This window comes from Actinospineispora acaciae DSM 45401, from assembly GCF_000620785.1.
In the GTDB taxonomy this organism is placed as follows: Bacteria; Actinomycetota; Actinomycetes; order Mycobacteriales; family Pseudonocardiaceae; genus Pseudonocardia; species Pseudonocardia acaciae.
Genome location: NZ_JIAI01000002.1, coordinates 1,308,465 through 1,335,109 on the forward strand (window position 1 = coordinate 1,308,465; position 26,645 = coordinate 1,335,109).

At 72.9% G+C, this 26,645-nt stretch carries 22 protein-coding genes; 8 read left to right on the forward strand and 14 right to left on the reverse strand.

Annotation, left to right across the window (positions count from 1 at the left end):
• Positions 1-39 precede the first annotated feature (39 nt).
• A complete protein-coding gene (locus tag N912_RS0115955; RefSeq protein WP_028923224.1) occupies positions 40-813 on the forward strand; it encodes a tryptophan 2,3-dioxygenase in 774 nt (257 codons plus the stop codon).
• Here the strand turns inward: N912_RS0115955 and N912_RS52215 are convergent.
• A complete protein-coding gene (locus N912_RS52215) occupies positions 750-2,303 on the reverse strand; it encodes an FAD-dependent monooxygenase (protein ID WP_245645292.1) in 1,554 nt (517 codons plus the stop codon). The genes N912_RS0115955 and N912_RS52215 overlap by 64 nt on opposite strands.
• Positions 2,304-2,353: 50 nt before the next feature.
• On the opposite strand from N912_RS52215, the gene N912_RS52220 reads away from it, so the two are divergent.
• The gene (locus N912_RS52220; RefSeq protein WP_051580221.1) at positions 2,354-3,118 is read left to right on the forward strand and encodes a TetR/AcrR family transcriptional regulator; all 765 of its coding nucleotides are present in this window, start codon (positions 2,354-2,356) and stop codon (positions 3,116-3,118) included.
• 24 nt (positions 3,119-3,142) lie between these two features.
• Here the strand turns inward: N912_RS52220 and N912_RS52225 are convergent, their stop codons facing one another.
• From N912_RS52225 to N912_RS0115995, 6 genes are all read right to left on the reverse strand, one after another.
• Entirely contained in the window at positions 3,143-3,910 is a 768-nt protein-coding gene (locus N912_RS52225) for an IclR family transcriptional regulator (RefSeq protein WP_051580222.1), read from the reverse strand.
• A gap of 98 nt (positions 3,911-4,008) precedes the next feature.
• The gene (locus N912_RS60370) at positions 4,009-5,190 is read right to left on the reverse strand and encodes an acyl-CoA dehydrogenase family protein (protein WP_051580223.1); all 1,182 of its coding nucleotides are present in this window, start codon (positions 5,188-5,190) and stop codon (positions 4,009-4,011) included.
• 120 nt (positions 5,191-5,310) lie between these two features.
• A complete protein-coding gene (locus N912_RS52235; RefSeq protein ID WP_064745261.1) occupies positions 5,311-7,164 on the reverse strand; it encodes an ABC transporter ATP-binding protein in 1,854 nt (617 codons plus the stop codon).
• Positions 7,161-7,994, reverse strand: a complete 834-nt coding sequence (locus N912_RS52240; protein WP_037064472.1) for an ABC transporter permease — start codon at positions 7,992-7,994, stop codon at positions 7,161-7,163. The genes N912_RS52235 and N912_RS52240 overlap by 4 nt, the downstream gene beginning before the upstream one ends.
• Positions 7,991-9,007, reverse strand: coding sequence for an ABC transporter permease (locus tag N912_RS0115990; RefSeq protein ID WP_156993605.1), 1,017 nt, complete (start codon positions 9,005-9,007; stop codon positions 7,991-7,993). The genes N912_RS52240 and N912_RS0115990 overlap by 4 nt, the downstream gene beginning before the upstream one ends.
• Positions 9,004-10,620, reverse strand: coding sequence for an ABC transporter substrate-binding protein (locus N912_RS0115995; protein ID WP_028923226.1), 1,617 nt, complete (start codon positions 10,618-10,620; stop codon positions 9,004-9,006). Before N912_RS0115995 ends, N912_RS0115990 begins: the two co-directional genes overlap by 4 nt.
• 357 nt (positions 10,621-10,977) lie before the next feature.
• Between N912_RS0115995 and N912_RS52245 the strand changes: the two genes are divergently transcribed.
• Positions 10,978-12,144, forward strand: coding sequence for a heparan-alpha-glucosaminide N-acetyltransferase domain-containing protein (locus N912_RS52245; protein ID WP_051580225.1), 1,167 nt, complete (start codon positions 10,978-10,980; stop codon positions 12,142-12,144).
• Here the strand turns inward: N912_RS52245 and N912_RS0116005 are convergent.
• The gene (locus N912_RS0116005; RefSeq protein ID WP_028923227.1) at positions 12,141-13,541 is read right to left on the reverse strand and encodes a S41 family peptidase; all 1,401 of its coding nucleotides are present in this window, start codon (positions 13,539-13,541) and stop codon (positions 12,141-12,143) included. The two genes, N912_RS52245 and N912_RS0116005, sit on opposite strands and share 4 nt — an antisense overlap.
• A 187-nt stretch (positions 13,542-13,728) precedes the next feature.
• On the opposite strand from N912_RS0116005, the gene N912_RS0116010 reads away from it, so the two are divergent.
• Positions 13,729-14,211: a hypothetical protein gene (locus N912_RS0116010; RefSeq protein ID WP_028923228.1), complete on the forward strand. Its 483-nt coding sequence runs from the start codon at positions 13,729-13,731 to the stop codon at positions 14,209-14,211.
• Positions 14,208-14,519, forward strand: a complete 312-nt coding sequence (locus N912_RS0116015; RefSeq protein WP_028923229.1) for a winged helix-turn-helix domain-containing protein — start codon at positions 14,208-14,210, stop codon at positions 14,517-14,519. The genes N912_RS0116010 and N912_RS0116015 overlap by 4 nt, the downstream gene beginning before the upstream one ends.
• Before the next feature lie 74 nt (positions 14,520-14,593).
• Here N912_RS0116015 and N912_RS0116020 read toward each other — a convergent pair whose 3' ends face one another.
• From N912_RS0116020 to N912_RS0116045, 6 genes are all read right to left on the reverse strand, one after another.
• Positions 14,594-16,201 (reverse strand): carboxylesterase/lipase family protein, encoded by a 1,608-nt coding sequence (locus tag N912_RS0116020; RefSeq protein WP_245645293.1) that lies wholly within the window; start codon positions 16,199-16,201, stop codon positions 14,594-14,596.
• A 296-nt stretch (positions 16,202-16,497) separates the two neighbouring features.
• Positions 16,498-17,742: an FAD-dependent monooxygenase gene (locus N912_RS0116025; RefSeq protein WP_051580226.1), complete on the reverse strand. Its 1,245-nt coding sequence runs from the start codon at positions 17,740-17,742 to the stop codon at positions 16,498-16,500.
• A gap of 127 nt (positions 17,743-17,869) precedes the next feature.
• Complete coding sequence (locus tag N912_RS0116030) at positions 17,870-18,649, reverse strand: IclR family transcriptional regulator (RefSeq protein ID WP_028923232.1); 780 nt, start codon at positions 18,647-18,649, stop codon at positions 17,870-17,872.
• A complete protein-coding gene (locus N912_RS0116035) occupies positions 18,649-19,686 on the reverse strand; it encodes a lactonase family protein (RefSeq protein ID WP_028923233.1) in 1,038 nt (345 codons plus the stop codon). Before N912_RS0116035 ends, N912_RS0116030 begins: the two co-directional genes overlap by 1 nt.
• Before the next feature lie 2 nt (positions 19,687-19,688).
• A complete protein-coding gene (locus tag N912_RS0116040) occupies positions 19,689-21,449 on the reverse strand; it encodes a dihydroxy-acid dehydratase (protein WP_028923234.1) in 1,761 nt (586 codons plus the stop codon).
• Positions 21,450-21,451: 2 nt separating this feature from the next.
• The gene (locus tag N912_RS0116045) at positions 21,452-22,222 is read right to left on the reverse strand and encodes an SDR family NAD(P)-dependent oxidoreductase (protein WP_028923235.1); all 771 of its coding nucleotides are present in this window, start codon (positions 22,220-22,222) and stop codon (positions 21,452-21,454) included.
• A 142-nt stretch (positions 22,223-22,364) separates the two neighbouring features.
• On the opposite strand from N912_RS0116045, the gene N912_RS52250 reads away from it, so the two are divergent.
• The 3 genes from N912_RS52250 to N912_RS0116060 are packed head-to-tail and all read left to right on the forward strand — an operon-like array spanning position 22,365 to position 26,628.
• Positions 22,365-23,873: an APC family permease gene (locus N912_RS52250; RefSeq protein ID WP_169747883.1), complete on the forward strand. Its 1,509-nt coding sequence runs from the start codon at positions 22,365-22,367 to the stop codon at positions 23,871-23,873.
• Complete coding sequence (locus tag N912_RS52255) at positions 23,873-25,570, forward strand: phytoene desaturase family protein (protein ID WP_051580229.1); 1,698 nt, start codon at positions 23,873-23,875, stop codon at positions 25,568-25,570. The genes N912_RS52250 and N912_RS52255 overlap by 1 nt, the downstream gene beginning before the upstream one ends.
• 17 nt (positions 25,571-25,587) lie before the next feature.
• Positions 25,588-26,628 carry an aldose epimerase family protein gene (locus N912_RS0116060; protein ID WP_028923236.1) on the forward strand — a complete coding sequence of 347 codons (1,041 nt, stop codon included), beginning with the start codon at positions 25,588-25,590 and terminating at the stop codon, positions 26,626-26,628.
• Positions 26,629-26,645: the final 17 nt, after the last annotated feature.

The following is a 26,645-nucleotide window of genomic DNA, read 5'->3' on the forward strand; positions in this document are numbered from 1 at the left end:
CACCACCACGCCGAGGCGCTGTCGCTGCTCGACCGGTCGGTGCCCCCGCACGCCGGCGGGACGCTCACCTACGGCGGCTACCTGCGCCTGGACGAGCTGCTGGCCTGCCAGACCCCGCTCACCGACGCGCACGACGAACTGCTGTTCGTGGTGATCCACCAGGTCTACGAGCTCTGGTTCGCGCAGATCCTGCACGAGGCGGCGCTGCTGCAGCGGCGGCTGGAGGACGGCGACAGCACCGGCGCGCTGCACACCGCCCGCCGCATCGCCAAGATCCTCAAGACCATCGTCGGCCAGCTCGACGTGCTGGAGACGATGACCCCGCGCCAGTTCGCGTCCTTCCGCCCCGAGCTGGGCTCCTCCAGCGGCTTCCAGTCCCACCAGTTCCGCGAGCTGGAAGCGGTGCTCGGCCGGCGAGGGTTCGCCCGCGACGTGCTGGACGAACGACTGCGCGCGGCGACCACCCGCCGCTCGGTGTTCGACTCGCTGCTGCGCTACCTGGCCGGCACCGGGCTCGCCGTCCCGCCCGACGCGCTCGACCGCGACCCCGCCCAACCCTGGCGGCCTCGGGCCGACGTGCGCGCGGTCCTGGCCACCGCGTACGCCGACGAGCGCAACCCGGCGGCCGAGGTGTGCGAGGCGCTGGTGGACATCGACGAGGGCGTGCAGGAGTGGCGCTACCGCCACGTGAAGATGGTCGAACGGATCATCGGCAGCCGGACCGGGACCGGCGGCTCCTCCGGTGCGGACTACCTGCGCTCGACGCTGTTCCGCCCGGCGTTCCCCGAGCTGTGGGAGGTCCGGGGCGCCTGACCGGCCGCACCGGCCCATCGACGCAGGGTGGCGTCGAGGCCGGTGCCGTCGGGGATGTCGGTGGCCCAGGCGACCACACCGTCCGGGCGTACCAGCACCCCGGTCGGTGTCGCGGGCTCGTCCGTCACGCCGTGCACCCGCCCGGCCCAGGCCGAGGCGAGGCGGGCGAACGCGCCGTCCGGGGTGCGGTCGAGCAGCACGAACCCGCCGCCGTGAGCGTGGAAGGCCAGCCGCGAGCCGTCCGCCAGCCGCAGGTCGGGGACGAACCCGCCGACCAGCGGATGGTCGCCGGGCAGGTCGATGCGCTGGGTGACGCCGGAGATCTTCTTGACCGCGTGGGTCGTGCCGTCCCGGGTGCCCAGCAGGTCGGCGACGACCCCGCGCAGCGCCCCCGACTTGGCGTCCCCGCGCAGCACCCCGATCTGTGCCCGCGTCCAGTCCAGCACCCAGGCACCGATCGGACGGCGCTCGTCGTCGTAGGTGTCGAGCAGCCCTTCGGGCGCCCACCCGGCGACCACCGCGCCGAGCTTCCACCCGAGGTTCACCGCGTCGCCGACCCCCAGGTTGAGCCCCTGGCCGCCGAACGGCGAGTGCACGTGCGCGGCATCGCCGGCCAGCAGCACCCGCCCCGACCGGTAGTTCGCGGCCTGGCGGGCGTTGTCGGACCAGCGGGTCGCCGGGCCGCGCAGCGCGGTCAGCGTGACGTCCGTGCTCGACACCCGCCGCAGGCTGGCCTGCACCTCGTCCAGCGTGACCGGTGCCGACCGGTCGTTGACGCGGTCGAACTCCAGGGTGGTCACCCGCCCGGGCTGTGGCCCGCAGCGGTACACCCCCTGGGGAGACCACGTCCATCCGCTCGCGAGCTTCTCCGGATCGGCGATGTCGACGTTCGCCAGCAGCCCGGCGAACTCGGGGTCGGTGCCGGGGAACTCGATGCCCGCGAGGCGGCGCACCGCGCTGTGCCCACCGTCGCACCCGACCAGCCACCCGGAGCGCACCGTGCCGTCGGTGGTGCCGACCAGCACGCCGTCGCCGGTGTCGTCCAGCGCGGTGACCTCCACCCCGCGACGCACCGACACGCCGAGCCGCGCGGCATGGCCGGCCAGCAGCTTCTCCAGCTCACGCTGCGGCACCATCCGCGCCCCGGCGGCCTCGGTGTGCGCGGCCAGGTCGGGATCGGACCAGTCCACCAGGTCGGCGTCGAGGACCATGCCCGCGAAGTGCCCGGTGAACCGCCCGTCGGCCGCCCGGGAGAACGGCCCCAACCGCCCGAGCGTCTCCCGGTGCGCCCGTTCGGCGGCGGGCAGCAGGCCACGGCGGTCGAGCGCCTCGGCCGTCGGCACGTTGATCGACATGGCCTTCTCCGCCTCGTCCGGCTCGGCCCGCCGCTCGAGTACCCGCACGCTCGCCCCGCACAGCGCCAGCTCCGCCGCGAGCATCAGCCCCACCGGCCCGGCCCCGACCACCGTCACGTCCACGTCGTTCGACACGAACAGTGTTCTACGTACGAACGCTGTTCGTGTCAAGCTAGAGTGACCGGGTGGACCCGAGACAGCGCCGCGCCGCGCGCCACCGCCCGCCGGACCCGGAGGCCGAGCCCGACCCGAGGCCGCGGCGCCGCAAGGCCCCGATCACGCCCGAGCAGGTCGTCGACACCGCGCTCGACGTCGTTGCCAAAGAGGGCTACGAGGCGCTGACCATGCGACGGCTGGCCGCCGCGCTCGACACCGGACCCGCCTCGCTCTACGCCCACGTGGTCAACAAGGCCGACCTCGACGAGCTGCTCATCGGCCGCCTCTGCTCCGAGCTGGACCTGCCCACCCCCGACCCGTCCGCCTGGCGGGAGCAGGCCCGCGCCGTGTGCGCTCAGATCCGCGACCAGTACCTGAGGTACCCCGGTATCTCCCGCGCCGCGCTCGCGATGGCCCCCACCGACCTCGAGATCGTGCGCGTCAACGAGGGAATGCTGGCCATCCTGCTTGCCGGCGGCGTCCCCCCACGGGCCGCCGCCTGGACCGCCGACGCCCTCTTCCTCTACGTGGCCGCCTACTGCCTCGAGCTCTCGATCGCCCGCCGCCGAGCAGCCCATGACGACGCCGCCTGGGTGCACGACCGCGCCGAACTGCTCCGCCGCCTCACCGCCCTGCCCGCCGCCACTTTTCCCCACACCACCCGCCACGCCGCCGAGCTCACCGCCGGCGAGGGCCACGACCGCTTCGACTTCACCCTCACCCTGCTCATCGACGGCCTCGCACACCGCCAGCGGCCCGGTCGCCGGAGCAAAACCCCAGGTCACCACCCGTGAGTGGTTAGCGTTGCCATAGCAACGCTAACCACTCACGGCCTCTGACCAGGCGCGACGGTCGCCGGTCAGGTTGTCCGTGCCGATGGGGCCGGCGCAGGCCTGTGCGATGTGCGTCGATGCGGCCCGCAGTGCGTCGATGTGCTGGGTCAGCGTCGAGGCGCGGCTCATCGGGACCAGCGCGGCGACGCTGGCGATGACCCGGCCGGCGCGGGTGCGGACGGGCACGGCCAGGCCGTAGACGCCGTCCTGCAGCTCGTCGTGGGACAGCGCGTAGCCGAGCTCGCGCACGGCGTCCAGCTCGCGGCGCAGTGCGTCGGGGCGGCCGGTCCGCTCGGTGACGTGGGCGACCACGGCCGGGTCGAGGAAGGCGAGCAGCGCGCGGCCGCTGGCGCCGGTGCCGAGCGAGTGCCGCGAGCCGATCCGGTGCTCCACGCGCACCACGTGGTGGGTGGACACGACCTGCTGCAGGACGACGGCGTCCTCGCCCTCCGCGATGTGCAGGACGATCGTCTCGCCGACCGCCTCCACCACGTCCTTCATCACCGGGGTGGCGGCCACGCGCAGGCCGGGGCGGACGCGCTCGGCCATCCGCACCAGCAGCGCGCCGAGGGCGTACCGGTCGTCGTACCGGCTGACGAAACCGCGCCGCAGCAGCGTCGAGAGCAGCCGGTGCACCACCGTGCGGTTGAGATCCAGCGCTCGGGACAGCTCGGCGGGTTTCATCGGACCGCGGTCGGTCAGCATGACCAGCGCGGCGAGCGCCTGGTCCGCGGTCTTCGAGATCTCGGCCACCGGGTTCGTCCTATTGTGAGTCGAACGGGCCCGGCAAGCACCGGGAACAACAATTCTTTCTAGATCCGAACGTATTGTCCGAATAACGGACGTGACTTTCAGTGTTCCATGCGGCGCATCGCTTCCCGGTAGTACGGGCGGCGGTGCACGACGTGGCTGGCGGCGACGCGGAAGTCCTGGTAGAGCTGCTCCCACGGGCGGGCGGTGTGGATCGCGTCGGTGCCGACCAGCTCCAGAGCCTGGTCGACCGCGCGGCGGCACAGCTGGGCGAGCGCGACGCCGACCAGCGGGAGCTTCGCGTTGTGCTCGCGGGTCAGCGGCCGGTCCTGGAAGACGATCTCGTCGGTGGCGCGCGCGTACTCGTAGACGTAGGCCCGGGCGGCGCCCCACATCGCCTCGGCCTCGGGCACGCCGGTCAGCACCGGGTACTCCTCCTTGATCGGCTGGCGGGTCGAGGTGGACACCCTGGTGCGGGCGGCGGCGTTCAGCTCGTCGAGGATGTGCCTGGTCAGGCCGAGGATGACGCCGAACTGGCTGAGCACGAGGTGGTGGTGGTACCGCGACAGCGGCGGCCGGTCCTCGATCACGGCGGCCTTGTCCAGCCGGCACATGTGGCGGCTCGGCACCAGCAGGTTGTCCACCGAGTAGTCGGTGCTGCCGGTGCCCTGCAGGCCGATCGTGTGCCAGGTGTCGTGGATGGTGACCCGCTCGCGGGGGACGAAGAACAGCGCGAGCACGGGCTTGCCGTCCTCGTCGAGCAGCAGCCCGTCGCCGTCGGGCAGCATGGTCGGGCAGACGAACATGTCGGCGTTGTACGAGCCGCTGCCGAACTTGAACCGCCCGGTGACCCGGTAGTCCTCGCCGTCGCGCACCGCGCGCCCCGGCGGGTACTCGCTGACCGCCGTGGCCATGTCCATCGAAGGGTAGATCTCCTCGGCGATCTCCCTGGGGAACTGGCCGGCGAAGAACCCGCTGTCGAACAGGATCATGCAGGCCCAGCCGACGGACGCGTCGTGCCTGGCCAGGCCCTCGATCAGGGTGACCTGGTCGACGAAGCACATCTCCGGGCCGCCCCAGGCCGCCGGGAACGCCGCCCGGAACACGCCGGCCTCGCGCAGGCTCGCCATCAGTTCGTCGGGCAGCTTGCCGGCCTCCCGGATCGCCGGCACCTGCGCGTCGATCATCGGGTACAGCCGCTCGGCGGCGGCCAGGATGCCGGGGGCGCTCACCTCGCGGCCGGGGTATCCGACGGTAAGCGTTTCGAGGGCGGTCGAGCTCATGAGGTGTCCTCCGTGACGCACCAGAGAAATGGTCCGTTTATCGGACTTAAGTGTTCGAACTTCGATCTGAGACTAACTATGCGGTTCTGGAATGTCAAGGTTCTCGGTGATTTCGAATGATCAGGGAAACGGGAATTTCGAATCGTCCATAAGGCGATCCGGAATTGAGGCGGGGGTCGTGGTGGTGGTGTGTGCGGCGGCGTGCAGGCTCGGGGCGGCGGCCAGCAGCCGCTGGGTGTAGGCGTGCTCGGGCGCGTCGAGCACGGTGGCGGTGGGTCCGCGCTCGCGGATCCGCCCGTGCTCCAGGACGAGCACCTGGTCGGCGATGGTGGCCACCACGCCCAGGTCGTGGGTGATGAACAGCAGGCTCAGCCCGAGCTCGGCGCGCAGCTCGGCGAGCAGCTCCAGGATGGCCGCCTGCACGGAGACGTCCAGCGCCGAGGTGATCTCGTCGCAGACGATCAGGTCCGGGTTGGCGGCCAGGGCGCGGGCGATGCCGACGCGCTGGCGCTCGCCGCCGGACAGCTCGCCCGGGTAGCGGTCGGCGATCCGGCGGGGGAGCCGGACCTGGTCGAGCAGGCGCCCGACCTCGGCGTCGGTGCCGGCCCGGCCCAGGCCGCGCAGCTGGCGGATCGGGCGGGCGACGATGGCCCGCACGTCGTGGCGCGGGTTGAGCGCGTCGGCCGGGTTCTGGAACACGATCTGGATGCGTCGGCGCTGGTCCAGGGTGCGGTGGCGGGCACGGGCGGCCAGCGGGGCGTCGGCGAACCGCAGCGAGCCGCCGTGCGGCGGGTGCAGGCCGGCGATCACCCGGGCGATCGTCGTCTTGCCCGAGCCCGACTCGCCGACCAGCGCGACGCAGGCGCCCCGGTCCACGGCGAAGCTCACGTCCTCGGCGACCACGACCCGCTCGCGGCGGGACCTGTGCTCGGCCCGCAGGCCAGCGACCTCCAACAGCGCGCCGGCCCGGCCGTTGGCCACCGGCGCGGCCTTGAGCGCGGGCAGCTCCAGCGGCTTCAGGTCCCGCCAGCGGAAGCAGCGGGCGTCGTGTCCCGGTCCGACCGGCTCCAGCACGGGAACCGCGGTGGCGCACCGGTCCACCCTGGCCGCGCAGCGCGGCTCGAACGCGCAGCCCGACACGGCGTCGCCGGGGCCGGCGGCGACCCCGGGCATGGCCTGGAGCCGTCGCGGGGCCGTCAGGTCCGGGGTGGAGGTGATCAGCCCCCGGGTGTAGGGGTGCCGAGGCCGGGTCAGCACCGAGGCGACCGGCCCCTGCTCGATGATCCGGCCGCCGTACATCACCGCGACCCGGTCGGCGACCTGGGCGATGACCGCGAGGTCGTGGGTGACGTAGACCATGGCCACCCGGTGCCGGGCGCGCAGGTCCTCGATCTGGGCCAGGATGCGCTCCTGGGTGAGGACGTCCAGGCCGGTGGTGGGTTCGTCGAGCACCAGGACCCTCGGCCGGCAGGCCAGCGCGGCCGCGATGCAGACCCGTTGTTGCTGGCCGCCGGAGAGCTGGTGCGGGAAGCGGCGGGCGAACTCCGGCTCGGTGGGCAGCTCGGCGGCGCGCAGGGCGCTCTCGACCACCTCGGCGGGCGGCTCGCCGTCGCGGGCGTGCGCGCAGACCACGTCGGCGAGGGCGGCGCCGATGCGCGAGGACGGGTTGAGCGCGCCGCCGGGGTCTTGCGGGACGTAGGAGATGAGCCGGCCGCGCGGCGCGCGCAATGCCGCCTCGTCCCGGCCGTCGAGGCGCTCGCCGGCCACCGAGATCTCCTCGGCGCGGATGCGCGCGCCGGGGCGGGCGTAGCCGAGCAGGGCCAGCGCGGTGGTCGTCTTGCCGGAGCCGGACTCGCCGACCAGCCCGAGCACCTCGCCCGCGGCGACGTCCAACGACACCCCGTCCACGATCGGCGCCCCGTCGGTGAGGGAGACGGACAGTTCGCGCACGCGTAGCACCGGCGGCACGTTCATCCGATGACCTTCCGGGCCGAGCGGCCGAGGCCGCGGGCGTAGGCGTCGGCGACCAGGGTGACGCCGATGGTCAGCAGGCCGAGCATCAGCCCGGGCGCGAGCACCGCGTACGGGTTGAGGTCGATCACCTGCCGGTTCTCCGAGGCCATCAGGCCCCAGTCGGGCGTGGGCGGGCGCAGGCCCAGCCCGAGGAAGTTCACGCTGGCGATCAGGATGATGGCGTACGCGAACCGCAGCCCGAGCGTGGCGAGCATCGCCTCCACGATGTTGGGCAGCACCTCGCGGCGCACGATCGTCCACGGGCGCTCGCCGCGCGCGACCGCGGCCTCCACGTAGCCGCGCGCGACGACCTCCAGGGTGGCGGTGCGCACGATGCGGCTCATGCCCGGTACCAGGACGATGGCCACCCCGAGCACGAGCACCGGCACGCCGCTGCCCAGGCCGGTGACCAGCACCAGCAGCACGATCAGCGGCGGGAACACCACCAGCACGTCGACCGCGCGCATGAGCAGCGGGTCGAGCCAGGAGCGGGCGAAGCCGGCGGTGAGCCCGATCGCGGTGGCCGCGAGGTAGGCGAGCACGGTGGTCAGCGCGCCGAGGCCCAGCGCGGTGCGCCCGCCGTGCAGGGTGCGGCTGAGCACGTCGCGTCCGACCTGGTCCAGGCCCAGCAGCGCCTGCCCGGACGGGCCGTCGCCGGGGATGCCGATGCTCGCGGTCGGGGAGTGCGGCGCGAGCAGCGGCCCGAACACCGCGATGCCCACCACCACGAGCACGATCACCGGTCCGGCCACGCCCAGCCGGTGGCGGACCGCCGCCAGCGCCGCTGTCATGACAGCTCCGTGGTGCGTAGTTGGGGTACCAGGAACACGACGATCAGGTCGGCCACGATGTTGAGCGCGACGGCGAACGCGCCGATCAGCACGGTGATCGCCTGCACCTCGGTGAAGTCGCGGGCGGTGACGGCGTCGACGAGCAGCTTGCCGACGCCGGGGTAGGCGAAGACGACCTCCACCAGCACGATCCCGCCGAGCAGGTACTGGACGTTCTGGGCGATCATCTGCACGCTCGCGGCCAGGCTGTTGCGCACGATGTAGCGCCAGACCACCCGGCGTTCGGCGATCCCGTTCAGCCGGGCCATTGTGACGTACTGCCGCCGCGCGACCTCCGCGACGCCGGCGCGCACCTGCCGCATGCCGACCGCCACACCGATGATCAGCAGCGTCAGTACCGGCAGCACCAGCGCGGTCGGGTCGGCCAGCGGGCTCTCCCCGGGCGCGACCAGCGCGACCGGCGGCAGCACCTGCAGCCCGGTGAAGAACACCAGGATCAGCAGCGAGGCCAGCACGAACTCCGGGACCGACACCAGCGCCAGCGACACGGTGGTCAGCAGGTGGTCGGCGGTCCGCCCGGCGCGCAGTCCGGTGAACACGCCCAGCGCCAGGGTCAGCGGGATCGTCAGCACCAGCGTGATCAGGGCCAGCATGGCGCTGTTGAGCAGCGGGCCGGCGATGACCGCCGAGACCGGGGCGGACTCCGCGCCGCCGGCCAGCGCGACCGCCGAGTCGCCCAGGTCGCCGCGCACGAAGTGGGCCAGCCAGTCCGCGTACTGGGCGACGATCGAGCGGTCCAGGCCGAGCCGGTGCCGCAGCGCCGCCACCGCCTCCGGGCTGGCCGCCTTGCCCAGCACCGCGCTGGCGGTGTCGCCGGGCAGCAGCTGGGTGGCCACGAAGATCAGCATGGACGCGACGAGCAGCGTGGCCACCGCCCCGGCCAGCCGGCGGGCCAGGAACGCCAGCACCGGATGCGCGCGGCGGGCGGTCCTTTCGACGACAGCGCTGGTCACGTCGCGAGCCAAGCGTCTTTGAACGCCCAGTTGCCGGCGTTGGCGAACTTGTCGGGGGACAGGCCGTGCACGTTCTTCGCCATCGCGTCCAGGAAGTCGGGCTGGCCCCACATGATGTAGCCGCCTTCGGCGTGCTGCTGGCGTTGGATCTGGTTCCAGAGTTCCTGTGCTCGCGCGCCGGTGGACCCGATCGCCTCGTAGAGCATGGCGTCGGTGCCGGGGTTGTACCAGTGGGTGCCGTTGGCGGGCCCGTCCCGGGTCAGGTCGAGCATGCAGATGCTGGCCAGCGAGGAGATCGGGGCGTTCATCTCCTGGAAGAACGGCATCTTCCGGTAGAGCTGCGACGGGTCGTGGTAGGCGCTCGGGTTCTCCTGCTTGACCAGGATCGTGACGCCCGCGGCCTTCGCCTGTTCGGCGAGCAGCTGGGCGGACTCGACGAAACCCGGCGACGCCGTGTTGGTGTGCAGGGTGACCGTCAGGTTCTCTTTCCCGGCTTCCTTGAGCAGGGCCTTGGCGCGTTCGATGTCCCTGGTGCGTTGTGGCACCGAGGTGTCGTAGTGCGGCAGGCCGGGGCCGGGCAGGTCGTTGCCGATCTCGCCGAAGCCGAAGAAGACGGTGTCGACCAGCGCCTGGCGGTCCACGATCAGGCGCATCGCCTGGCGCACCCGGACGTCGTCGAACGGCGGCCGGTCGACGGCCATGGTGAAGATCGTCGACGCGGGCTGCTTGGTGACCATCAGCTTGAGCCGCGCGCTGCGCTGCTTGATCGCGCGCGCCTGCAGGAATGGCACCGCCGGCATCAGGTCGGTCTGGCCGCCCTGCAGCGCGTTGAACGCGGCGGTGGCGTCGGAGAAGGACAGGATGCGCAGCTCGTCGACGTACGGCTTGCCCTGCGCCCAGTAGTTCTCGTTGCGGACCATGGTGCTGCTCTGGCCGGGGGTGAACGCGGTGAGCTTGAACGGCCCCGTCCCGGCCGGCTTCGTGAAGTCCTTCTCGCCGTCCTGGTAGACCATGCACGGCGGCGAGGCCAGCGCGCCGTGCGGCTCGGCGAACGGGATGGTGAACGGCAGCTCCACGGTGTGGCTGTCGCGCTTGCGCAGCCGGGGCAGGTCGACGAACTTGCCGATCTGGGAGAAGGCGTCGTTGCCCGGGTCCGCCCAGCCCCGGATCGTGTAGAGCACGTCGTCGGCGGTCAGGTCCTTGCCGTTGTGGAACGTCACGCCCTGGCGCAGCCGCACCGTCCACACCCGGAACTCGGGGTCCGGGGTGAGCTCCTCGGCCAGCGCCGGCACCGGCGCGGTCATGTCCGGGTTGAAGCCGACCAGGCTGTCGAACAGCTGCCGCTGGCGGACGATGCTGATGTCGGAGGTGTAGTGGTTGACGTTGAGCGTCTCCACCTGGCCGCCGCCGACCATCCCCACCCGCAGCGCACCACCCCGGCGCGGTGGGCCGGCGTCCGCGTCGTCCCCGGAGCCAGAGCCAGAACCGGGCACGGAGCCCGCCGGGCCGCACCCCGCGACCGTCCCGACGCCCGCCGCCAGCACACCGACCGCGCAACCACCGAGGAATCCCCGCCGCGAGACGCCGACCGCCGCGCGTGACCGACCGAACAAGCCAACCACCTCACACCGCCCCTGCCGGACGAGCGGGGCCAGAACGCCGACTTTTCCGTATATCGGACATATAGTTCCGAAGTGAGTTGGGACACTACGGTCGCCGGAAAGCCCTGTCAACCGTGCTTGCGGGCGCCCTACCAGGGCCGTCACGCGCTATCAGGGTCATCGATACGGCCTGACGAGGGCAAAGTCGGTTCGATAGATCCGTTATTCGGAGGACCGCTGCCGGGGGTCGGCCCCACCCCGGGGTAGGGGCCGCACCGGGTGCCTCGGGGGTGCGCACCATCGTCATTCCGCGCCCGGATGGGCAGGCTGGGCGCCGGACGACGCGGTCGCTGACGAGGAGGCCCAGCCGTGGACGGTGGACACCCGACCCGCACCGCCGCACCCGCCCGGCACCGCGCGCCCCGGCTGGCCGGCGTCGACGTGGCCAGGGGGCTCGCGCTGCTCGGCATGATCGCGGTGCACGTCTTCGACCAGTTCACCAGGCGCGGCGAGCCGACGGTGGCCACCATGATCGCGGGCGGGCGGGCCGCGACCACGTTCGTGCTGCTCGCCGGGGTCGGCCTGGCGCTGCTCAGCGGCGGGCGCCACCCGGTCGAGGGGCGGGTGCGCGGCGCGGTCGCGGTGCGGGCGGTGCTGGTCGGGGCCATCGGCCTGGTGCTCGGCGGCCTGGTCGGCAAGGCCACCGAGGTGGAGGTGATCCTGCCGTACTACGGGCTGCTGTTCCTGCTCGCCATCCCGCTGCTCTACGCCCGCCCGCGTACCCTCGCGCTGGCCTGCGCCGCCCTGGTCGCGGTGTCCCCGGTGGTCATCCTGTGGGCGGTCGCGGACGGCGGCGGGGCCGACCTGTCCGCCGGCGGCAACCTCACGTTCGGTGCCCTTGCCGAGGACCCGGGCGGGTTCCTGGCCGCGCTGTTCGTCACCGGCTCCTACCCGGTGCTGGCCTACTTCGCGTTCCTCTGCGCCGGCATGGCCATCGGCCGGCTCGACCTGTCCTCGGCCAAGGTTGCCGGCGCGTTGCTGGGCGGCGGTCTCGCGCTCGCGGTCGGCGCCCGGCTGCTGTCCTACCTGTTGCTGGTGCGGGCCGGCGGGCTGGCCCGGCTGCTGGACCTCGACGACGGCGGCTCGGTCCGCCGGGCCACCAACAGGCTGTTGTGGAGCTCCGACGACCCGGTCGGGTCGTGGTGGTACCTGGCGGTGCCCGCGCCGCACTCGAACACCCAGATCGACCTGATGCACACGCTCGGCTCGGCGATGGCGGTGCTCGGCGCGGCGCTGCTGGTGTGCCGGGTCCCGGCGCTCGCCCGGCTGCTCGGGCCGCTGGCGGCGGCCGGCTCGATGACGCTGACCCTCTACGTCGGCCACCTGCTGGTCCTGGCCACCGGGCTGATCGACAACGAGCCGGCGCTGTTCGCGCTGCTCGCCGCCGGCGCGCTCACGTTCGGGCACCTCTGGCGCCGCCGCCTGGGCCAGGGACCGCTGGAGCGGATGGTGTCCACCGTCTCCGCGCGCTTCTAGAACGGGCCGTCCAGCGCGGCGTCCTTGTGGGTGTGCAGGTCGGTGGGGGTGAACACGTCCCGCTGGACGGTGGGCGGGATGCCGGTGCCTTCGAAGCTACGGCCGTCGGGCAGGTAGAACTCCTCGTTGCCCAGCCCGAAGGACAGGCCGTTGGGCAGCCCTCGGTGCATGTCGTCGGCGAACACGCCCTGGGTGGTGGTGCCGACCCGGGCCGGCGCCGGGGTGCGGCCCATCAGTGCCATGGTGAACGTCTCGCCGGCGCTGACGGTCAGGTCGCTGGTCAGCAGCCGCAGCGGCCCGGTGTACCTCGGCCCTTCGCTGGGGGTGACGGTGATCGTCAGCAACCGGCCGTGGCGGGTCTGGTCGTTCGGGTCGTTGCGCGCCTGCTTGGTGTACGCGGGGTAGGCGCGGTCGGTCAGGTGCCCGGCGATCTGGATGCCCAGCGCGTCGGAGCCGCCGGAGTTGTGCCGCAGGTCGATGGTGAGCCCGCGCCACTTCGCCACCCTGGCCTGGGTGAACACGGCGGCCAGCGCCCTGTCCAGCTCGGCCCTGTCCGCCAGGTACGCGGAGTCCTCGCCCTGCCAGTCCTGGAAGGAGGTGATCCGCAGGTAGCCCAGGTCGCCGGGCAGGTCCGCGTAGGCGATGTGCCCGCCGGCGAACCGCTGGATGTCGGACACGCCGAGGTCCGCGCGCAGGTGGGCGTCGATGGACGTGGTGACGGTCTTGAGCGGGACGGCGTCCTCGCCCCGGGTGCCGGCCCGCAGGCCTTCGAACTCGAGGTCGCCCTTCCCCTCGACGGAGGTGTGCGCGTCGCCGAGCGGGGCGAGCATCGCCGTGAAGATCGTGAACAGCTCCGCGCGCGAGGTGCGGGGGGTCACCTGTGGCCGGTACCGCTCGCGCACCGCCGCCCAGTCGACGTGCTTGCGTCCGAACGAGTTGTAGTGCTCGGCGAACGTGGTCCAGAAGATGTCGAAGTTGGTGACCGGATCGTTCGGCACCGGCCGCGAGCACGACTCGGGCAGCCCCGGCAGCGGCAGCAGGTCGATCTCGGAGACGGTGCCGAGCGGGTGCAGCACCGCCCGGCCGTCCGCCGTGCGACGCACCGTCCGGCGTGCCACGCCGTCGGTGCCGTACCGGACGGTGCCGTCCGCCCCCGGCGGCCCGATCTGGTCCAGGGTCTCGGCCGGCAGGCAGCTGATCGCGGTGGTCTCGAAGGTCCGCGCCCGCCCGCCGCCGACCGCGATGACCCAGCCGTAACCGTCGGAGCGCCACACCCCGTCCGGTGGGGCCGTCGCCTCGCCGGCGCCGTCGGGTGCGGCGCCGGCGCAGGCGGTCATCGCCGGCACCAGGACAGCCGTCAGTACCAACGCGACCGCCCGTGCACCCTTGATGATCATGTCGACCCCCCAGTCGTTCGTCCCCGACGCCCGCCGCAGCGAACCAGGGCCGAGGCGCGTCGCAGAACCCCCGAGGGGCGGAGAAGGCGCGGCCGAGGACGGGCACCAACCCCGCCGGAAGTACTTGCCGAGCGGGAAAGTGAGGCGTACTTTCCGTATTGGAAAGTACTTGAGCGGGGAGCAAACGATGGGCGAGAGGCCGAGGCCGGACGAGGCAGCCCGGGCGCTGGACGAGATCGACAGGCGCGCCGACCAGGTGATCACGCGATCGCTGATCCCCTGGTGGTACTGGTGGGCGGTGGCGGTGTTGACGGTCGGCCTGGTGGCGGCGGTCGAGTCGCGCGAGCCGCTGGTGATCGGCGTCGGCACGGGCGTGTTCGTGCTCGGCGTGCCGGCCGCGACCTGCGCGGTGGTCTTCGGCGCCCGCCGGCACGCCCAGCCGCGCGGCGACCTGCTCGGCCCCGGCGGTGCGCTGGCGATCGTCGGCTTCGTCGCGCTGGTGCTCGCGGTGACGCTGCCCGCCGCGTTCGCCCTGCAAGCCGCCGGCGTCCGCTATCCCGCCACGCTGGCCACCGCCCTGGGCGGGGTCGTCATGGTCGTGGGCGGGCCGGTGCTGCGGCGGCTGCTGCGCCAGATCATGTGGACCCACCGCGCCGGCACCCAGCGATGATCGAGCCACGCTTCGACGAGCTCATCCACGCGCCGACCCGGCTGTCCATCGTCGCGTTGCTGGCGTCCTCGGAGTGGGCGGCGTTCGCGTTCATCCGCGACAGCGTCGGGCTCTCCGACTCCGCCCTGTCCAAACAGCTCACCACGCTGGAGGACGCCGGCTACATCGAGCTGCGCAAGGCGTTCGTGGGCAAACGCCCGCGCACCTCGGCCCGGCTCACCACCGTCGGGCGCGCCGCGTTCGAACAGCACGTCGCCGCCCTGCAACGGATCGTCTCCTCCGCCGGCGTCTCGGTCCTGCCGGAATGAGCCGCTCAGGGCGCGGCGGCACCGACTCAGCGCACCGGCGTCCTCGTTCGGCGTCGAGATCAGCACCACGGGGGTCAGCGGTTGATGCTCCGCCAGAACCCACACCGGTGCTCGGCGCCGAGATCGACCGGTCGGATCCCCTCCGGTGACGGCGCGAGCGACAGCACGTCGCCCACGGACCTGTACGCCGGCCAGTTCGGCGTGGGGCCGCCGTTCGGGTCGCCGGCGCGCGCGAACCGGGTCCAGTAGTCGATCATCGCGTCGGACAGCTTCTGTTGGTCGGCCGAGAGCGGGCCGGGGAACTCGGGGTTGTTGAACAGGTACTGGATCTCGCCGATGTGCATCGCGCCGGTCGGGAAGTTGGCCTTGGGCATGTCCTTGCCCCACGGCGGGTTCCGGTCGGCGAACTCGTAGGCGTACGTCGGCACGTGCTTGCTGAGTTCGTCGGCGGTGGTGACGGCCGGGCAGCCCCAGCTGTAGTCGCTGAACAGCGTGGACAGCGCCAGGCTCGGCGAGCTGTAGTCCGTCAGCGGGTACTGCGCCAGCACCCGGTTCGCGTTCGGGCCGAAGAACTCGGTGATCAACTGGCGGTAGTCGTCGGCGTTGTAGGAATGGCGCGTGAACGTCTCGATGGCCCAGATGAACGTGCTGTGCTCGTCGCGGGTGATGCCATGCATGACCGGCACCCTGTTGAACGCGCCGGTCCGGATGGCCTCCGCCGGCCCGATGGGAAGCACGTCGCCACCCCCGCCGTACATCGGGCCGTAGCCGCCGCCGTCGGAGGCGGCCAGCACCTTCTCGGTCGGAACGGTGCGCAGGCACTCCACGGCGGTCTTCGCGTCCGCGCAGCCCAGCGTCTTCGCCAGCGCCAGGCCCTGGGCCTCGGCCCGGCCCCGGGGCCGGGCGAACCAGTAGCCGTCATCGTGCGGCCATTCCTTCGTCTCCGCGCACGGCCCGCTCTGCACGATCGCCCGGGCGAACAGGCCCTCGGCGGCCGGCGAGGCGACCTGGGCGCAGGTGCTGACCCCGCCGGCGGACTCCCCGAACACCGTGACGTTGTCCTCGTCACCGCCGAACCGCTCGATGTTGCGCCGCACCCAGCGCAGCGCGGCCTGCTGGTCCTGCATGCCGTAGTTGCCCTCGAGATCCTCTCCGAGCTTGCCGAACTCGGGATGGGCCAGGTAGCCCAGCGCCCCGAGCCGGTAGTTGAGCGTCACGACGACCACGCGCCCTCGGGTGGCCATGCGCAGGGCCTGGTAGGCGTGGCCGGAGCCGAAGTAGAACCCGCCGCCGTGAATCCAGAACATCACCGGAAGCTTCTCGTTCTCGGCATGGTCGGGCGTGGTGACGTTGAGGTACAGGCAGTCCTCGGTGTCGCTGGCGGGGTCGTCGAGCAGGCTGGCGCTCTGCGGACAGGTGTTGCCGGGCCTGGTCGCGTCCCGAGCCTGTTCCCACGGCGTGACAGGGGCCGGCGGCGCCCAGCGGAGCTTTCCGACCGGCGGCGCCGCATAGGGAATGCCCTGGAACGTCCGGTAGCCGTCGGCGACCGTCCCCCGAACCGGGCCGTCGTCGGTGCCGACGACGGCCGGCCCCCGCCGCGGTTCGCCGTTCCCGTCGGTGCCGGACGAACAGCCCGCCAGCGTGGTCGCGCCCAGACCGACGACCGCGGCGACAACCACCACGGCACGCCCCCATCTCCCCACGCCGGCCGCTACCCGATGACCCAACAACGCAACTCGCCTCGATTCCTCACACGGTTACTCGGCGACGGCCGCCGAACACCTCGCCGATCGACGAAAACGGGGCGTGGCGATCGCGCCGGTCCCGGCGCGGCAATGGTCGTCACCCCCCACGTCCCGGGACCGTACGTTTCGGCAACCGTGCGTCCCATCGGCCCGACGGGCGGGTACCGCTGGACATAAAGTGCCGGCGCCTGCGACTTTCGGTGGAGCCCGCCCATCAACCGCGGCGGTGGGGCCTACGGCGTCGCAGGCGAGGTGGCCGGGGCCGCGGAGTCCGGCAGCCCGGCGTAGTCGGGCAGGTCGACGCCGTTGATCGCGCGCTCGACCAGCTCGGTGACCCACTCGCCGTCGAGGTCCGGGCCCGGCTCGGCGTCCGGCGCGGAGGCGTCGAGACTCTGTACGTGCAGCCGGCCGATCTCCTGGTTGGCCTCCACGAACGGGCGCATCTGTCGCTCGTAGGCGGCGAACCCGGCCTTCGGGTCCCAGCCGGCGGCGGCCAGCTCGCCGGCCAGCAGGTAGGCGCCGACCAGGGCCAGCCCGGTGCCGCCCCCGGACATCGGCGACGAGCTGAACGCCGCGTCCCCGAGCAGCCCCACCCGGCCGCTCGACCAGCTGTCCATCACGACCTGGGCGACCTGGTCGAGGTAGAAGTCCGGGGTGTCGTCCAGGTGCGCGAGCAGGCGCGGGGTCAGCCAGCCCAGGCCGGCCATCCGATCGCGCAGCAGGCGTTTCTGGGCCTCGACATCGCGGTGGTCGACGTCGTGGTCGGGGGAGGGAAAGGAGAACATGGCCATCGCCCGGGTGGCGTCCTGGATGGGCCGCAGCATGGCGGAGCGCCCGGACGGCCGGTCCTGGTACTCGACCAGCCAGCGGTCCAGCCCGTACTCGTTGGGCACGCTGTAGAACGCCAGCACGAGCCCGAGGTGGCGGACGAACCGCTCGCGCGGGCCGAACACCATCGCCCGCACGCCCGAGTGCAGCCCGTCCGCGCCGATGACCAGGTCGAAGCGCCGCCGGTCGCCGCCCGCGAAGGCCACGTCGACCCCGTCCGCGTCCTGGGTGAGCTCGGCGATCTGGTCGCCGAAGCGGTACTCCACGCCGTCGCGGGTGTCGTCGTAGAGCACCTGGGCCAGGTCCCCACGCAGGATCTCGATCTCCGCGATGTACCCGTCGCCGCCGTGGTCGTCCGCGCGGTAGGTCTCCAGCACGTTCCCGTCCACGTCGACGGTGTGCGCGCCGGCGGTGTCCGTGCGGGCCGCGCGCACCGCCGCGTCCAGCCCCATCCGCCCGATGACCTCCTTGGCCACCCCGCGCGCGTCCACCGCCTGCCCACCGGGACGCAGCCCGGTGGCCCGCTCCACCACCGTCACCTCGGCGCCCCGCCGGCGCAGCCAGTGCGCCAGCGCGGGTCCGGCGATGCTCGCCCCCACCACCAGTACCTTCGGGTTGCCAGGACTCTGCGTGTTGCCGGTGAGGTTCATGGGATGCCTTTCCGTGGGGTGACCGACCGGGGAGCGTTGCTCTCTCACCGGGGCGTCGAACGCGAGTGGTCCCGATCGACAGGTCCGGCAAAAAATATCCGCGGGGTGGCCATACCCGCCGGTGAGGTCAGGGCAGGGTGCGGCGGTAGCGGGCGGTGAGCTGGTCGGCGGCCTCGTGCAGGGCGCGGGCGACCTGGGGGACGTCGAACATCGGCAGCCGCGACGCCGGGGCGCTCTGGCTGAGGGCGACGTCGAGGCCGATCGGCAGGGGCACCGCGACGCAGCGGCCGTCGGGTTCGTTCTCCATGTCGTCGATCGCGTACCCCTCGGCGCGGACCTTCTCCAGCTCGGCGAGGTAGTCCTCGGGCGAGGTGATCGTGTGGTCGGTGAGCCGGGGCAGCCGGGGGTCGAGCAGGGCGCGGACCTGGTCCTCGGGCAGCTGGCTGGCGATGGCCTTGCCCATGGCGGTGGAGTGGATCGGGTCGCGGGTGCCGGGGCGGGCGGAGAGCCGGACGCCGCTGCGGCTCTCCACGATGTCCAGGTAGATGACGTGCGAGCCCTCCAGCCGGCCGAGGTTGATCGTCTCGCCGAGCAGGTCGCGCAGCTTCTCCAGGTACGGCCGGGCCATGGCGATCAGCCGGTCGAGGTGGGAGGCCTGCAGCGGGGCGACGGCGCTGCCGAGCCGGTAGGTGCCGTCGTCGTGTTCCACGTAGCGGAAGGACTCCAGGGTGGCCATATAGCGGAACACCGAGCTCTTCGGCAGGCCGGTCAGCTGCGCGATCTCGCCGAGCGTGACCCCCTGCCGGGCGGCGGCGAGCCGGTTGAGGATCTCGCACACCCGGGCGACCGCCCTGATCTGGTACGCCGAGTCCTGTTCGCTGCCCATCGCGGTCCTTCTCTCGGTCATCACGGGTGGTCGGTCACAAGGATGCAGCTCGGGCTCGGTGACGGTGCCACCGCGGCGGCGGCCGGCTCGTCGAGCGCCACGGCGCAGACCGTGTCCGAGCGTTGGTTGGCGACGTAGAGGTGGCCGTGCGGGCCGAGGGCCAGGTGGCGCGGCCATCGCCCGTGGGCGGGCAGGTCGGCCACCGGGCGGACGACCGTGCCGACCGTGCCGACTGTGCCGTGGACGTCCAGCACCGTGATCCGGTCGGCGCCGCGGTGGGACGCGTAGAGCCGCCGCCCGTCCGGTGCGGCGACCAGCGCGGCGGCGAGGCTGCCGGGCGGGAGGGGGCCGGCGGCGGCTCGAAGCGACGCGGTGGTGCCCGGAGGCGGCCACGCGCCGGCCGTGATGGATCCGTCCAGCTCGCCCAGGACGTAGGCCGTCCGGCCGTCGGGGGAGAACACGACCTGGCGCGGTCCGCTGCCCGGCGGGGCGACGAGCGGGGGTCCGAGCGCGGAGAGCCGGCCCGTTTCCGCGTCGAGTGCCAGGCGCCAGACCCGGTCGGAGCCGAGGTCGGCGACGGCGACCTCCCGCCCGTCCGCGCCCGGCGTGACCATGTGCGCATGCGCCCGGTCCTGCCGCCTCGGGTGCGGTCCGGAGCCGGTCAGCTCGACGAGGTCGGTGAGCGCCCCGATCGCGCCGTCGGCGCCCAGGCGGTGCACGGCGACGCTGCCCGAGGTGTAGTTCGCGGTGAGCAGGTAGCGGCCCGACGGGTGAACCACCAGGTGGCAGGGGTGGGCGCCGCCGGTGGTGGCCCGGCCGAGCGGCGCGAGCACCGTGCCGTCCAGGCGGAACGCGCTGACCGCGCCGTGGTCGAGCTCGTTCACGGCGTACAGGGTGCGACCGTCGGGCGACAGGGTGAGGAACGACGGCGACGGCGTCTCGGCGACGGTGCCCAGCGGCGTCAGGCTCGCCCGGTCGGGGTCGTGCTCGACGATCGAGATCCCGGCGGCGGTGCCCTCCGGCGGACCGTAGGCACCGACGAACAGCCGAACCACCACCCTCACCACCCCCCGTGCCAGCCGCCGATGATCGCATCGGCTGAATCACCGGCCGGTTCCGCTCCGTCAAGGGCCATGAAGTCGAAGTCGCAGCCCTGGTCGGCCTGGGTCACATGACGCTGGTACAGGCCCTGGTACCCGCGCGCCGGCAGGGTGTCGCCGAGCGCGGGTGGGCGGCGGGCGAACTCCCGGTCCGGGATGTCGACGGCCAGCAGCCGGCGCGCCACGTCGAGGACGACGGGGTCACCGGTGCGCAGCCGCGCGAGCGGGCCGCCGGCCGCGGCCTCCGGGGCGACGTGCAGCGCGACAGTGCCGAACGCCGTGCCGCTCATCCGGGCGTCGGAGATGCGCACGATGTCCCGGACGCCCCGGCGCAGGAGCTTCTCCGGCACCGGAAGCTGAGCCCACTCGGGCATGCCGGGGCCGCCGACCGGCCCGACCCCGCGCAGCACCAGGACGGTGTCGGCGTCCACATCGAGATCCGGGTCGTCGACGCGATGCGCCAGCTCGTGGACGTCGTCGAAGACCAGCGCCGGCCCGCGGTGGCTCAGCAGGGAGGGGTCGGCGGCGCTGGTCTTGAGCAGCGCCCCGTCCGGCGCGAGGTTGCCGCGCAGCACGGCGATGCCACCGGTCGCCGCGAACGGCCGCTCCAGCGGCGCGACCACTGTCTCGTCCGCGGTCTCGGCCGCCGAACCGGCGCCGGCTCGGTGGACGAGGTCGGCGAGCGGCCGCCCGGTCACGCCGGTGGCCGACAGGTGCAGCAGCGGGGCGAGCCGCGCGAGGACCCCCGGGACACCGCCCACCGCGTCGAGGCGGGCGAACAGGTCCTCCCCGCTGGGGCGCAGGTTCGTGACGACGGGCGTGCGGGCGGACAGCTCGTCGAACCGGTCCAGGCCGAGCGCCACCCCTGCCCGGCGGGCGATCGCGAGCAGGTGGATCACCGCGTTCGTGGATCCGCCCAGCGCCATCAGCGTGGTGATCGCGTTGTCGAACGCCTCCCGGGTCAGCACGTCCGACGGACGAGGCCCGTTGCGCGCCAAGGCGACGGCGCGCTCACCGGTGGTCTCCCCGAGCGCGTAGCGGCGGGCGTCGGTGGCCGGGACCGTCGCGCTGCCCGGCAGGCTCATGCCGAGCACCTCGGTGAGCGCCGCCATGGTGGACGCGGTGCCCAGCTCCGGGCAGTGCCCGACCGACGGCATGGACGCCGCCTCCAGCTCGGCGAAGTCGTCGCGGCTCATCCGCCCGGCCCGCAGCTCGGCCACGTAGTGCCACAGGTCGGTGCCCACGCCCAGCTCGCGTCCCCGGAACACGGCCGGGTTGGCCGGGCCGCCGGTGAGCGCGATGGCCGGCACGTCCGCGCTGGCCGCGCCCATGAGCTGCGCCGGCACCGTCTTGTCGCAGCCGCCGAGGAGCACCACCGCGTCGAACGGGTACGCCCGGATGGACTCCTCGACCTCCATCGCGACCAGGTTGCGGTACAGCATGGCCGTCGGCTTCATGAGGTTCTCGCCGAGGCTCATGGTCGGGAACTCCAGCGCGAGGCCGCCGGCGCGGGTCACGCCCCGGCGCACCGCGTCGGCCACCCCGCGCAGGTGGAAGTTGCAGCTGACCAGGTCCGACCACGCGGTGCAGATGCCCACCACCGGCCGGCCGTCGAGCGCCTGCCTGCCGACCCCGGTCGCGGTGATCGTGGAGCGGTGCAGGAACCCGGCAAGGTCGTCGCGCGTGAACCACCGGGCGCTGCGCAAGGAGGGTGTGGCCATGATCAGTAGATCCTGGCCAGCAGGCCGCCGTCCACGACGACGTCGATCCCGCTGAGGTAGCTGGCCCGGTCCGAGGCCAGGAACACCGCGACCTCGGCGACGTCGCGGGGCGAGGCCAGCCGGCCGAGCGGGTACTTCCGCTCGACGTCGGCCCTGGCCTGGTCGGGATCGGGCTGGTAGTCGAAGAACTCCCGCACCATCGGGGTGTCGACGTCGCCGGGGCAGATCGTGTTGCACCGGATGTTGTCGCGGCCGTACGCGGCGGCGACCGAGCGGCACAGCGCGCGCAACGCGCCCTTCGTGGCGCCGTACATGGGCAGGTCCGCGTCGCCGGTGAGGGCCAGCAGCGACGCCGTGACCAGGATCGTCCCGCCGCCGCGCTCGCGCAGGTGGGGGACCACCTCGCGGATGCCCGCCGCGACGGCGCGCTGGTTGACCTCGTACATCCGGTCCCAGTCCGCGGCGGTGGTGTCGGCCAGCCCGCCCATCACCTGGACGGCGGCGTTGGCGTGGAACACGTCGACCCCGCCGAACGCGTCCCGCGCGGAGCCGAACGCGGCCGCCATGGCGTCCGGCGCGGCGATGTCGACCGCGAACGGGCGCACCCGCGAACCGGCCGGGAGCCCGGCGAGGACCCGGTCGAGCCCGCCCGCGTCCCGGTCCACGGCCAGGACGGCGGCTCCCTCCTCGGCGCACCGGCGCACGACCTCGGAGCCGATGCCACCGGCCGCGCCGGTCACGACGACGACCTTCCCTGTCAGCAGACCCTGCATGCGTGATCCCGTCTAGCGAAACGATCTGATTCAGTCAGTGAACCATAATCGCGAAGACTATCGGTTGACCAGTCGACGATGGCTGCCTATGGTGCCGCTAGTCAATGGAACGTTATATCTCGCTAGATGAAACGAGGTGACCGTGTCCGCCATCGAGGGTTCCGCAACGTCGCACCCGGCGGTCGCGTCAGCGCCCAGCACGTCCCTGCGCAAGGACGCCGTGGGCACCGGCGACATCGTGTTCTTCGTGGTCGCCGCGGCGGCCCCGCTGTCCGGCGTGGTGCTGGGCTTCCCCGTCATCGTGGCAACCGGCAACGGCGTCGGGGCGCCCGGTGCCTACCTGGTGGCCACCGCGGTCCTGCTGGTCTTCGCGGTGGGGTACACGGCGATGAGCCGGCGGGTGGTGAGCGCGGGCGGCTTCTTCGCCTACATCGCCCACGGGCTCGGGCTGCCGGCCGGGCTGGGCGCTGCCACCCTGGCGATCCTGTCCTACGGCCTGGTCCAGCTCGGCATGTACGGCGCGTTCGGCGTCTACGTGGCGGACGCGTCGGCCCGCTACCTCGGCGGTTCCCCGCCGTGGTGGGTGTGGGCGTTCCTGGCCATGGCGCTGTGCCTGTTCCTCGGCGTGCGCCGGGTCGAGGTCGGCGCGAAGCTGCTCGGGATCGCGCTGGTGCTGGAGACCTCGGTGATCGTCGTGCTCGACGTGGCGATCCTGGTCACCGGGGGTGCGAGCGGTGCCGGGCCGGGCGGCCTGTCGGCGCTGCCGTTCGCCCCGGCGGTGGTGTTCAGCGGCGCCGTGGGCATCGCGGTGATGTTCGCGCACGCGGCGTTCATCGGGTTCGAGGCCACCGCCATCTACGGGCAGGAGGCCCGCGACCCCCGGCGCACGGTGCCCAGGGCCACCTACATCGCGATCACGACGATGGGCGTGTTCTTCGCCGCCTCCACCGCGCTGATCATCAATGGTTTCGGCACGTCGGCCGCGACCGAGGTCGCGACGGCGTCCACCGAGCGGTTCGCGTTCCTGGCCATCGAGCGCTACCTCGGGCACCTGGTCTCCGACGCGGCGGCCGCCCTGATCATCACCAGCGTGTTCGCGGCGCTGCTCGCGTTCCACAACTCCGTCGCCCGCTACCTGCACGCGATGGGCCGCCACGGCGTTGCCTGGGGCTGGCTGGGCACCACCCACGGCACGCGCAAGTCCCCGTACGCGGCCTGCCTGGTGCAGACGCTGTTCGCGGCCGTCGGGGTCGCGGCGTTCGTGGTGTTCGACCGCGACCCGTTCCGCGAGCTGTTCGTCTGGGCCACCGGCCTCGGCGCGATCGGGATCATCGCGCTGCAGGCCATGACGTCGGTCGCGGTGGTCGCGTTCTTCCGCCGCGCGGGCGGCGGCGAGGGCGTGCTGCGCACCTGGGTGGCGCCGGTGCTCAGCGGGATCGGCCTGTTCGCCTTCCTCGCGCTGGCGCTGGTCAACTTCTCGGCGCTGGTCGGCACCGACGACCCGGCCATGGTCATCACGATGAACGTGCTGCTCTGGGGGACCGCCGCGGCCGGCGTCGCCAGGGCGGTGCACCTGCGGCGGGCTCGTCCGGCCGCCTACGAGTCGGCGCGGGTGGCCGTCACCCACCCCGTCGACGGACGGGAGAACTGATGTCCACCGTCGATGCCGTCGTCATCGGCTCCGGCCACAACGGCCTGATCGCGGCCAACTACCTCGCCGACGCCGGCCTGACGGTGCGGGTGCTGGAGCGCCGGCACATCGTCGGGGGCGCCACCGTCACCGAGGAGGTCTTCCCCGGGTACCGCGCGTCCACGGCGTCCTACCTGTCCGGGCTGCTGCACCCGAAGATCCTCGCCGACCTGAGGCTGGACGAGTGGGGCCTGCGGTTCCTGCAGGGCGACGCGGGCACCACGAACATCTGGCGCGACGGCCGGCACGTCACGCTCTTCAACGACCTCGGCGCGACCCTGCGCGAGCTGGAACGGGTCGGCCCGGGGGAGGGCGAGCGGTTCCTCGCCTTCGGCCTGCAACTGCAGAAGCTCTACCGCGTGCTGTCCCCGTTCCTGATCACCACCCGGCCGCCGTCGCTGGCCGAGGTGGTGGCGGCGTTCGCGGACGCCGGCGTGCCCGAGGTGTTCACCGACTTCTTCACGCTCAGCGTCGCGGAGATCCTGGACAGGCACTTCGGCTCGGACATCCTGAAGGGGCTGCTGGCGTTCACCGGCACGGTGAGTGTGTACGGCGGGCCGACGACCCCGGGCTGGGCCTACGTCTACGGCCACCACGCCATCGGCGAGTACGACGGCCACATGGGCCAGTTCGCGTTCCCGCGCGGCGGCATGGGCGCGATCTCCGGCGCGCTGGCCGACCGGGCACAGGCGCGCGGCGCGGTGATCAGCGTGGACAGCGAGGTCGCGCGGGTCCTCACCCGCAACGGCCGGGTCACCGGCGTCGTCACCACGTCCGGCGAGGAGGTCGCGAGCCGTGTCGTGCTGTCCAACGCCGATCCCCGCACCACCTATCTCGGCCTGGTCGCGCCGGAGGATCTCCCGGACGAGCTGCTCACCAGGATGCGGGGCTACGACGTGCGCGGCGCCATGGCGCGGTCGATCTTCGCGCTGGACCGGCCACCCACGTTCGTCGGCCTCGGCGGTGTGGGGCCTCGGCACAGTGGGTTGACCCTGTTGGGCGCGGACGTCGACCTGTTCACCCGGGTCGGCGAGGCGCAGGCGCGGGGCCGGATCGCCGAGGACTTCCCGATCGAGCTGATCATCCAGACGGTCCTGGACGACAGCCTCGCGCCGGCCGGCAAGCACATCCTCACCACCGGCATCCAGCAGGTGCCCTACGAGCTCGCCGGCTCGGACTGGGCCACCGAGAAGAAGGCGTTCGAGGAGCGCGTCGTCGCGGTGCTGGAGACCTACGCGCCGGGGATCCGGGACTCGATCATCGCGTCGAAGACGATCACGCCGGCCGAGTACGAGCGGGACTTCGGGCTCGCCGGGGCGAACATCTTCCACGGCGCGCTGACCCTCGGCCAGCTGTTCGACGCGCGGCCGGTGCCCGGCTACGGCGGGTACCGGGCGCCGCTGCACGGGCTGTACCTGGGCGGTTCGGGCACCCATCCCGGCGGTGGCGTCATGGGGGTGCCCGGCCACAACGCCGCGCACGCCGTGCTCGAGGACCGCTTCGCCACCGCCGCGCCACCCGATCGCCCCGCCCGGCCGATGCGCACCCCGCTGGTCGAGCGCGCGCTGGCCCACCCGGCGCTGCGCCGGATCGGGGCGCGGGCGGCGCGGGACCCCCGGCTGGCCCGCATCGTCAACTACCTGAGCTCGCACCGCTGACCTGGAGAGGACACCGCGTGAACCTGTCCGACGCCGGGCTGGACGGCTACCCCGTCCGGCTCGTCACGCTGGAGAACGAACACTGCACGGCCGTGCTCACCGACCTGGGCGCGCGGCTGCTGGAGCTGCACGTCCCCGACCGCGACGGCGTGCGCGCCGACGTCGTGCTCGGCCGCCCGGACCTCCGGGCGACCTTCTCCGACCCCCACTACATGGGCTCGACGGCCGGTCGCTACGCCGGCCGCATCCGGGGCGCGACGTTCACCCTCGACGGGCGGACGCACCACCTGGCGCGCAACGAGGGAGCCAACCACCTGCACGGCGGGGCTCGCGGGTTCGACAGGTACGCATGGAGCACGGCGGTGCACCCGGGCGAGGAGGCGGTGACCTTCTCGCGGGTGTCCCCGGACGGGGAGGAGGGCTTCCCCGGGGCACTGACCGCCGCCGTCACCTACCGCCTGGACGGTCCCGGCCTCGTGGTCGGCATGTCCGCGACCACCGACGCCGCCACCGCGGTCCGCCTGGTGCACCACTCGTACTGGAACCTGGCCGGGCACGACTCCGGCCACGTCCTCGACCACGTGCTGCGGCTGCGCTCCGGGCACTACGTCGCGCTCGACGACGAGCTGCTGCCCACCGGCGAGGTTCGCGCCGTCGACGCGACCCCGTTCGACTTCCGAGACCCCACACCGCTCGGGCGGGGCAACGCGCGCGTGCACAACCGAGGCGCCGGCAGGGTGTCGGGCGACGGCGGGGGCTACGACCACGTCTGGGTGCTCGACGGCACCGGCATGCGGGTCGTCGCGGAGTTGTCGGATCCGGCCAGCGGCCGCCGGCTGGAGCTGGCCACCGACCAGCCCGGCCTGTGCCTCTACGCCGGCGGCTACCTGGGCGGGACCAGCGCGAAGGGCGGCGGCGAGTACGGCGGCTTCGCCGGGGTCACCCTGGAGACCACCGGTTTCCCCGATGACGTCAACATCGCCCACTTCCCGTCCCCGGTGCTGCGCGCGGGCGAGACCTACGCGCACGAGATGCGGCTGACGTTCTCCACGACGTGATCGACGAAACAGGAGAC

What these genes read in the sequence shown, in the direction of transcription:
- N912_RS60370 (WP_051580223.1), bottom strand. Translation starts at nt 5,190, where the DNA reads ATGAGCTCGACCGCCCTCGAAACGCTTACCGTCGGATACCCCGGCCGC.
- N912_RS52235 (WP_064745261.1), bottom strand. Translation starts at nt 7,164, where the DNA reads ATGAACGTGCCGCCGGTGCTACGCGTGCGCGAACTGTCCGTCTCCCTC.
- N912_RS52240 (WP_037064472.1), bottom strand. Translation starts at nt 7,994, where the DNA reads ATGACAGCGGCGCTGGCGGCGGTCCGCCACCGGCTGGGCGTGGCCGGA.
- N912_RS0116005 (WP_028923227.1), bottom strand. Translation starts at nt 13,541, where the DNA reads ATGATCATCAAGGGTGCACGGGCGGTCGCGTTGGTACTGACGGCTGTC.
- N912_RS0116010 (WP_028923228.1), top strand. Translation starts at nt 13,729, where the DNA reads ATGGGCGAGAGGCCGAGGCCGGACGAGGCAGCCCGGGCGCTGGACGAG.
- N912_RS0116015 (WP_028923229.1), top strand. Translation starts at nt 14,208, where the DNA reads ATGATCGAGCCACGCTTCGACGAGCTCATCCACGCGCCGACCCGGCTG.
- N912_RS0116025 (WP_051580226.1), bottom strand. Translation starts at nt 17,742, where the DNA reads ATGAACCTCACCGGCAACACGCAGAGTCCTGGCAACCCGAAGGTACTG.
- N912_RS0116030 (WP_028923232.1), bottom strand. Translation starts at nt 18,649, where the DNA reads ATGACCGAGAGAAGGACCGCGATGGGCAGCGAACAGGACTCGGCGTAC.
- N912_RS0116040 (WP_028923234.1), bottom strand. Translation starts at nt 21,449, where the DNA reads ATGGCCACACCCTCCTTGCGCAGCGCCCGGTGGTTCACGCGCGACGAC.
- N912_RS0116045 (WP_028923235.1), bottom strand. Translation starts at nt 22,222, where the DNA reads ATGCAGGGTCTGCTGACAGGGAAGGTCGTCGTCGTGACCGGCGCGGCC.
- N912_RS52255 (WP_051580229.1), top strand. Translation starts at nt 23,873, where the DNA reads ATGTCCACCGTCGATGCCGTCGTCATCGGCTCCGGCCACAACGGCCTG.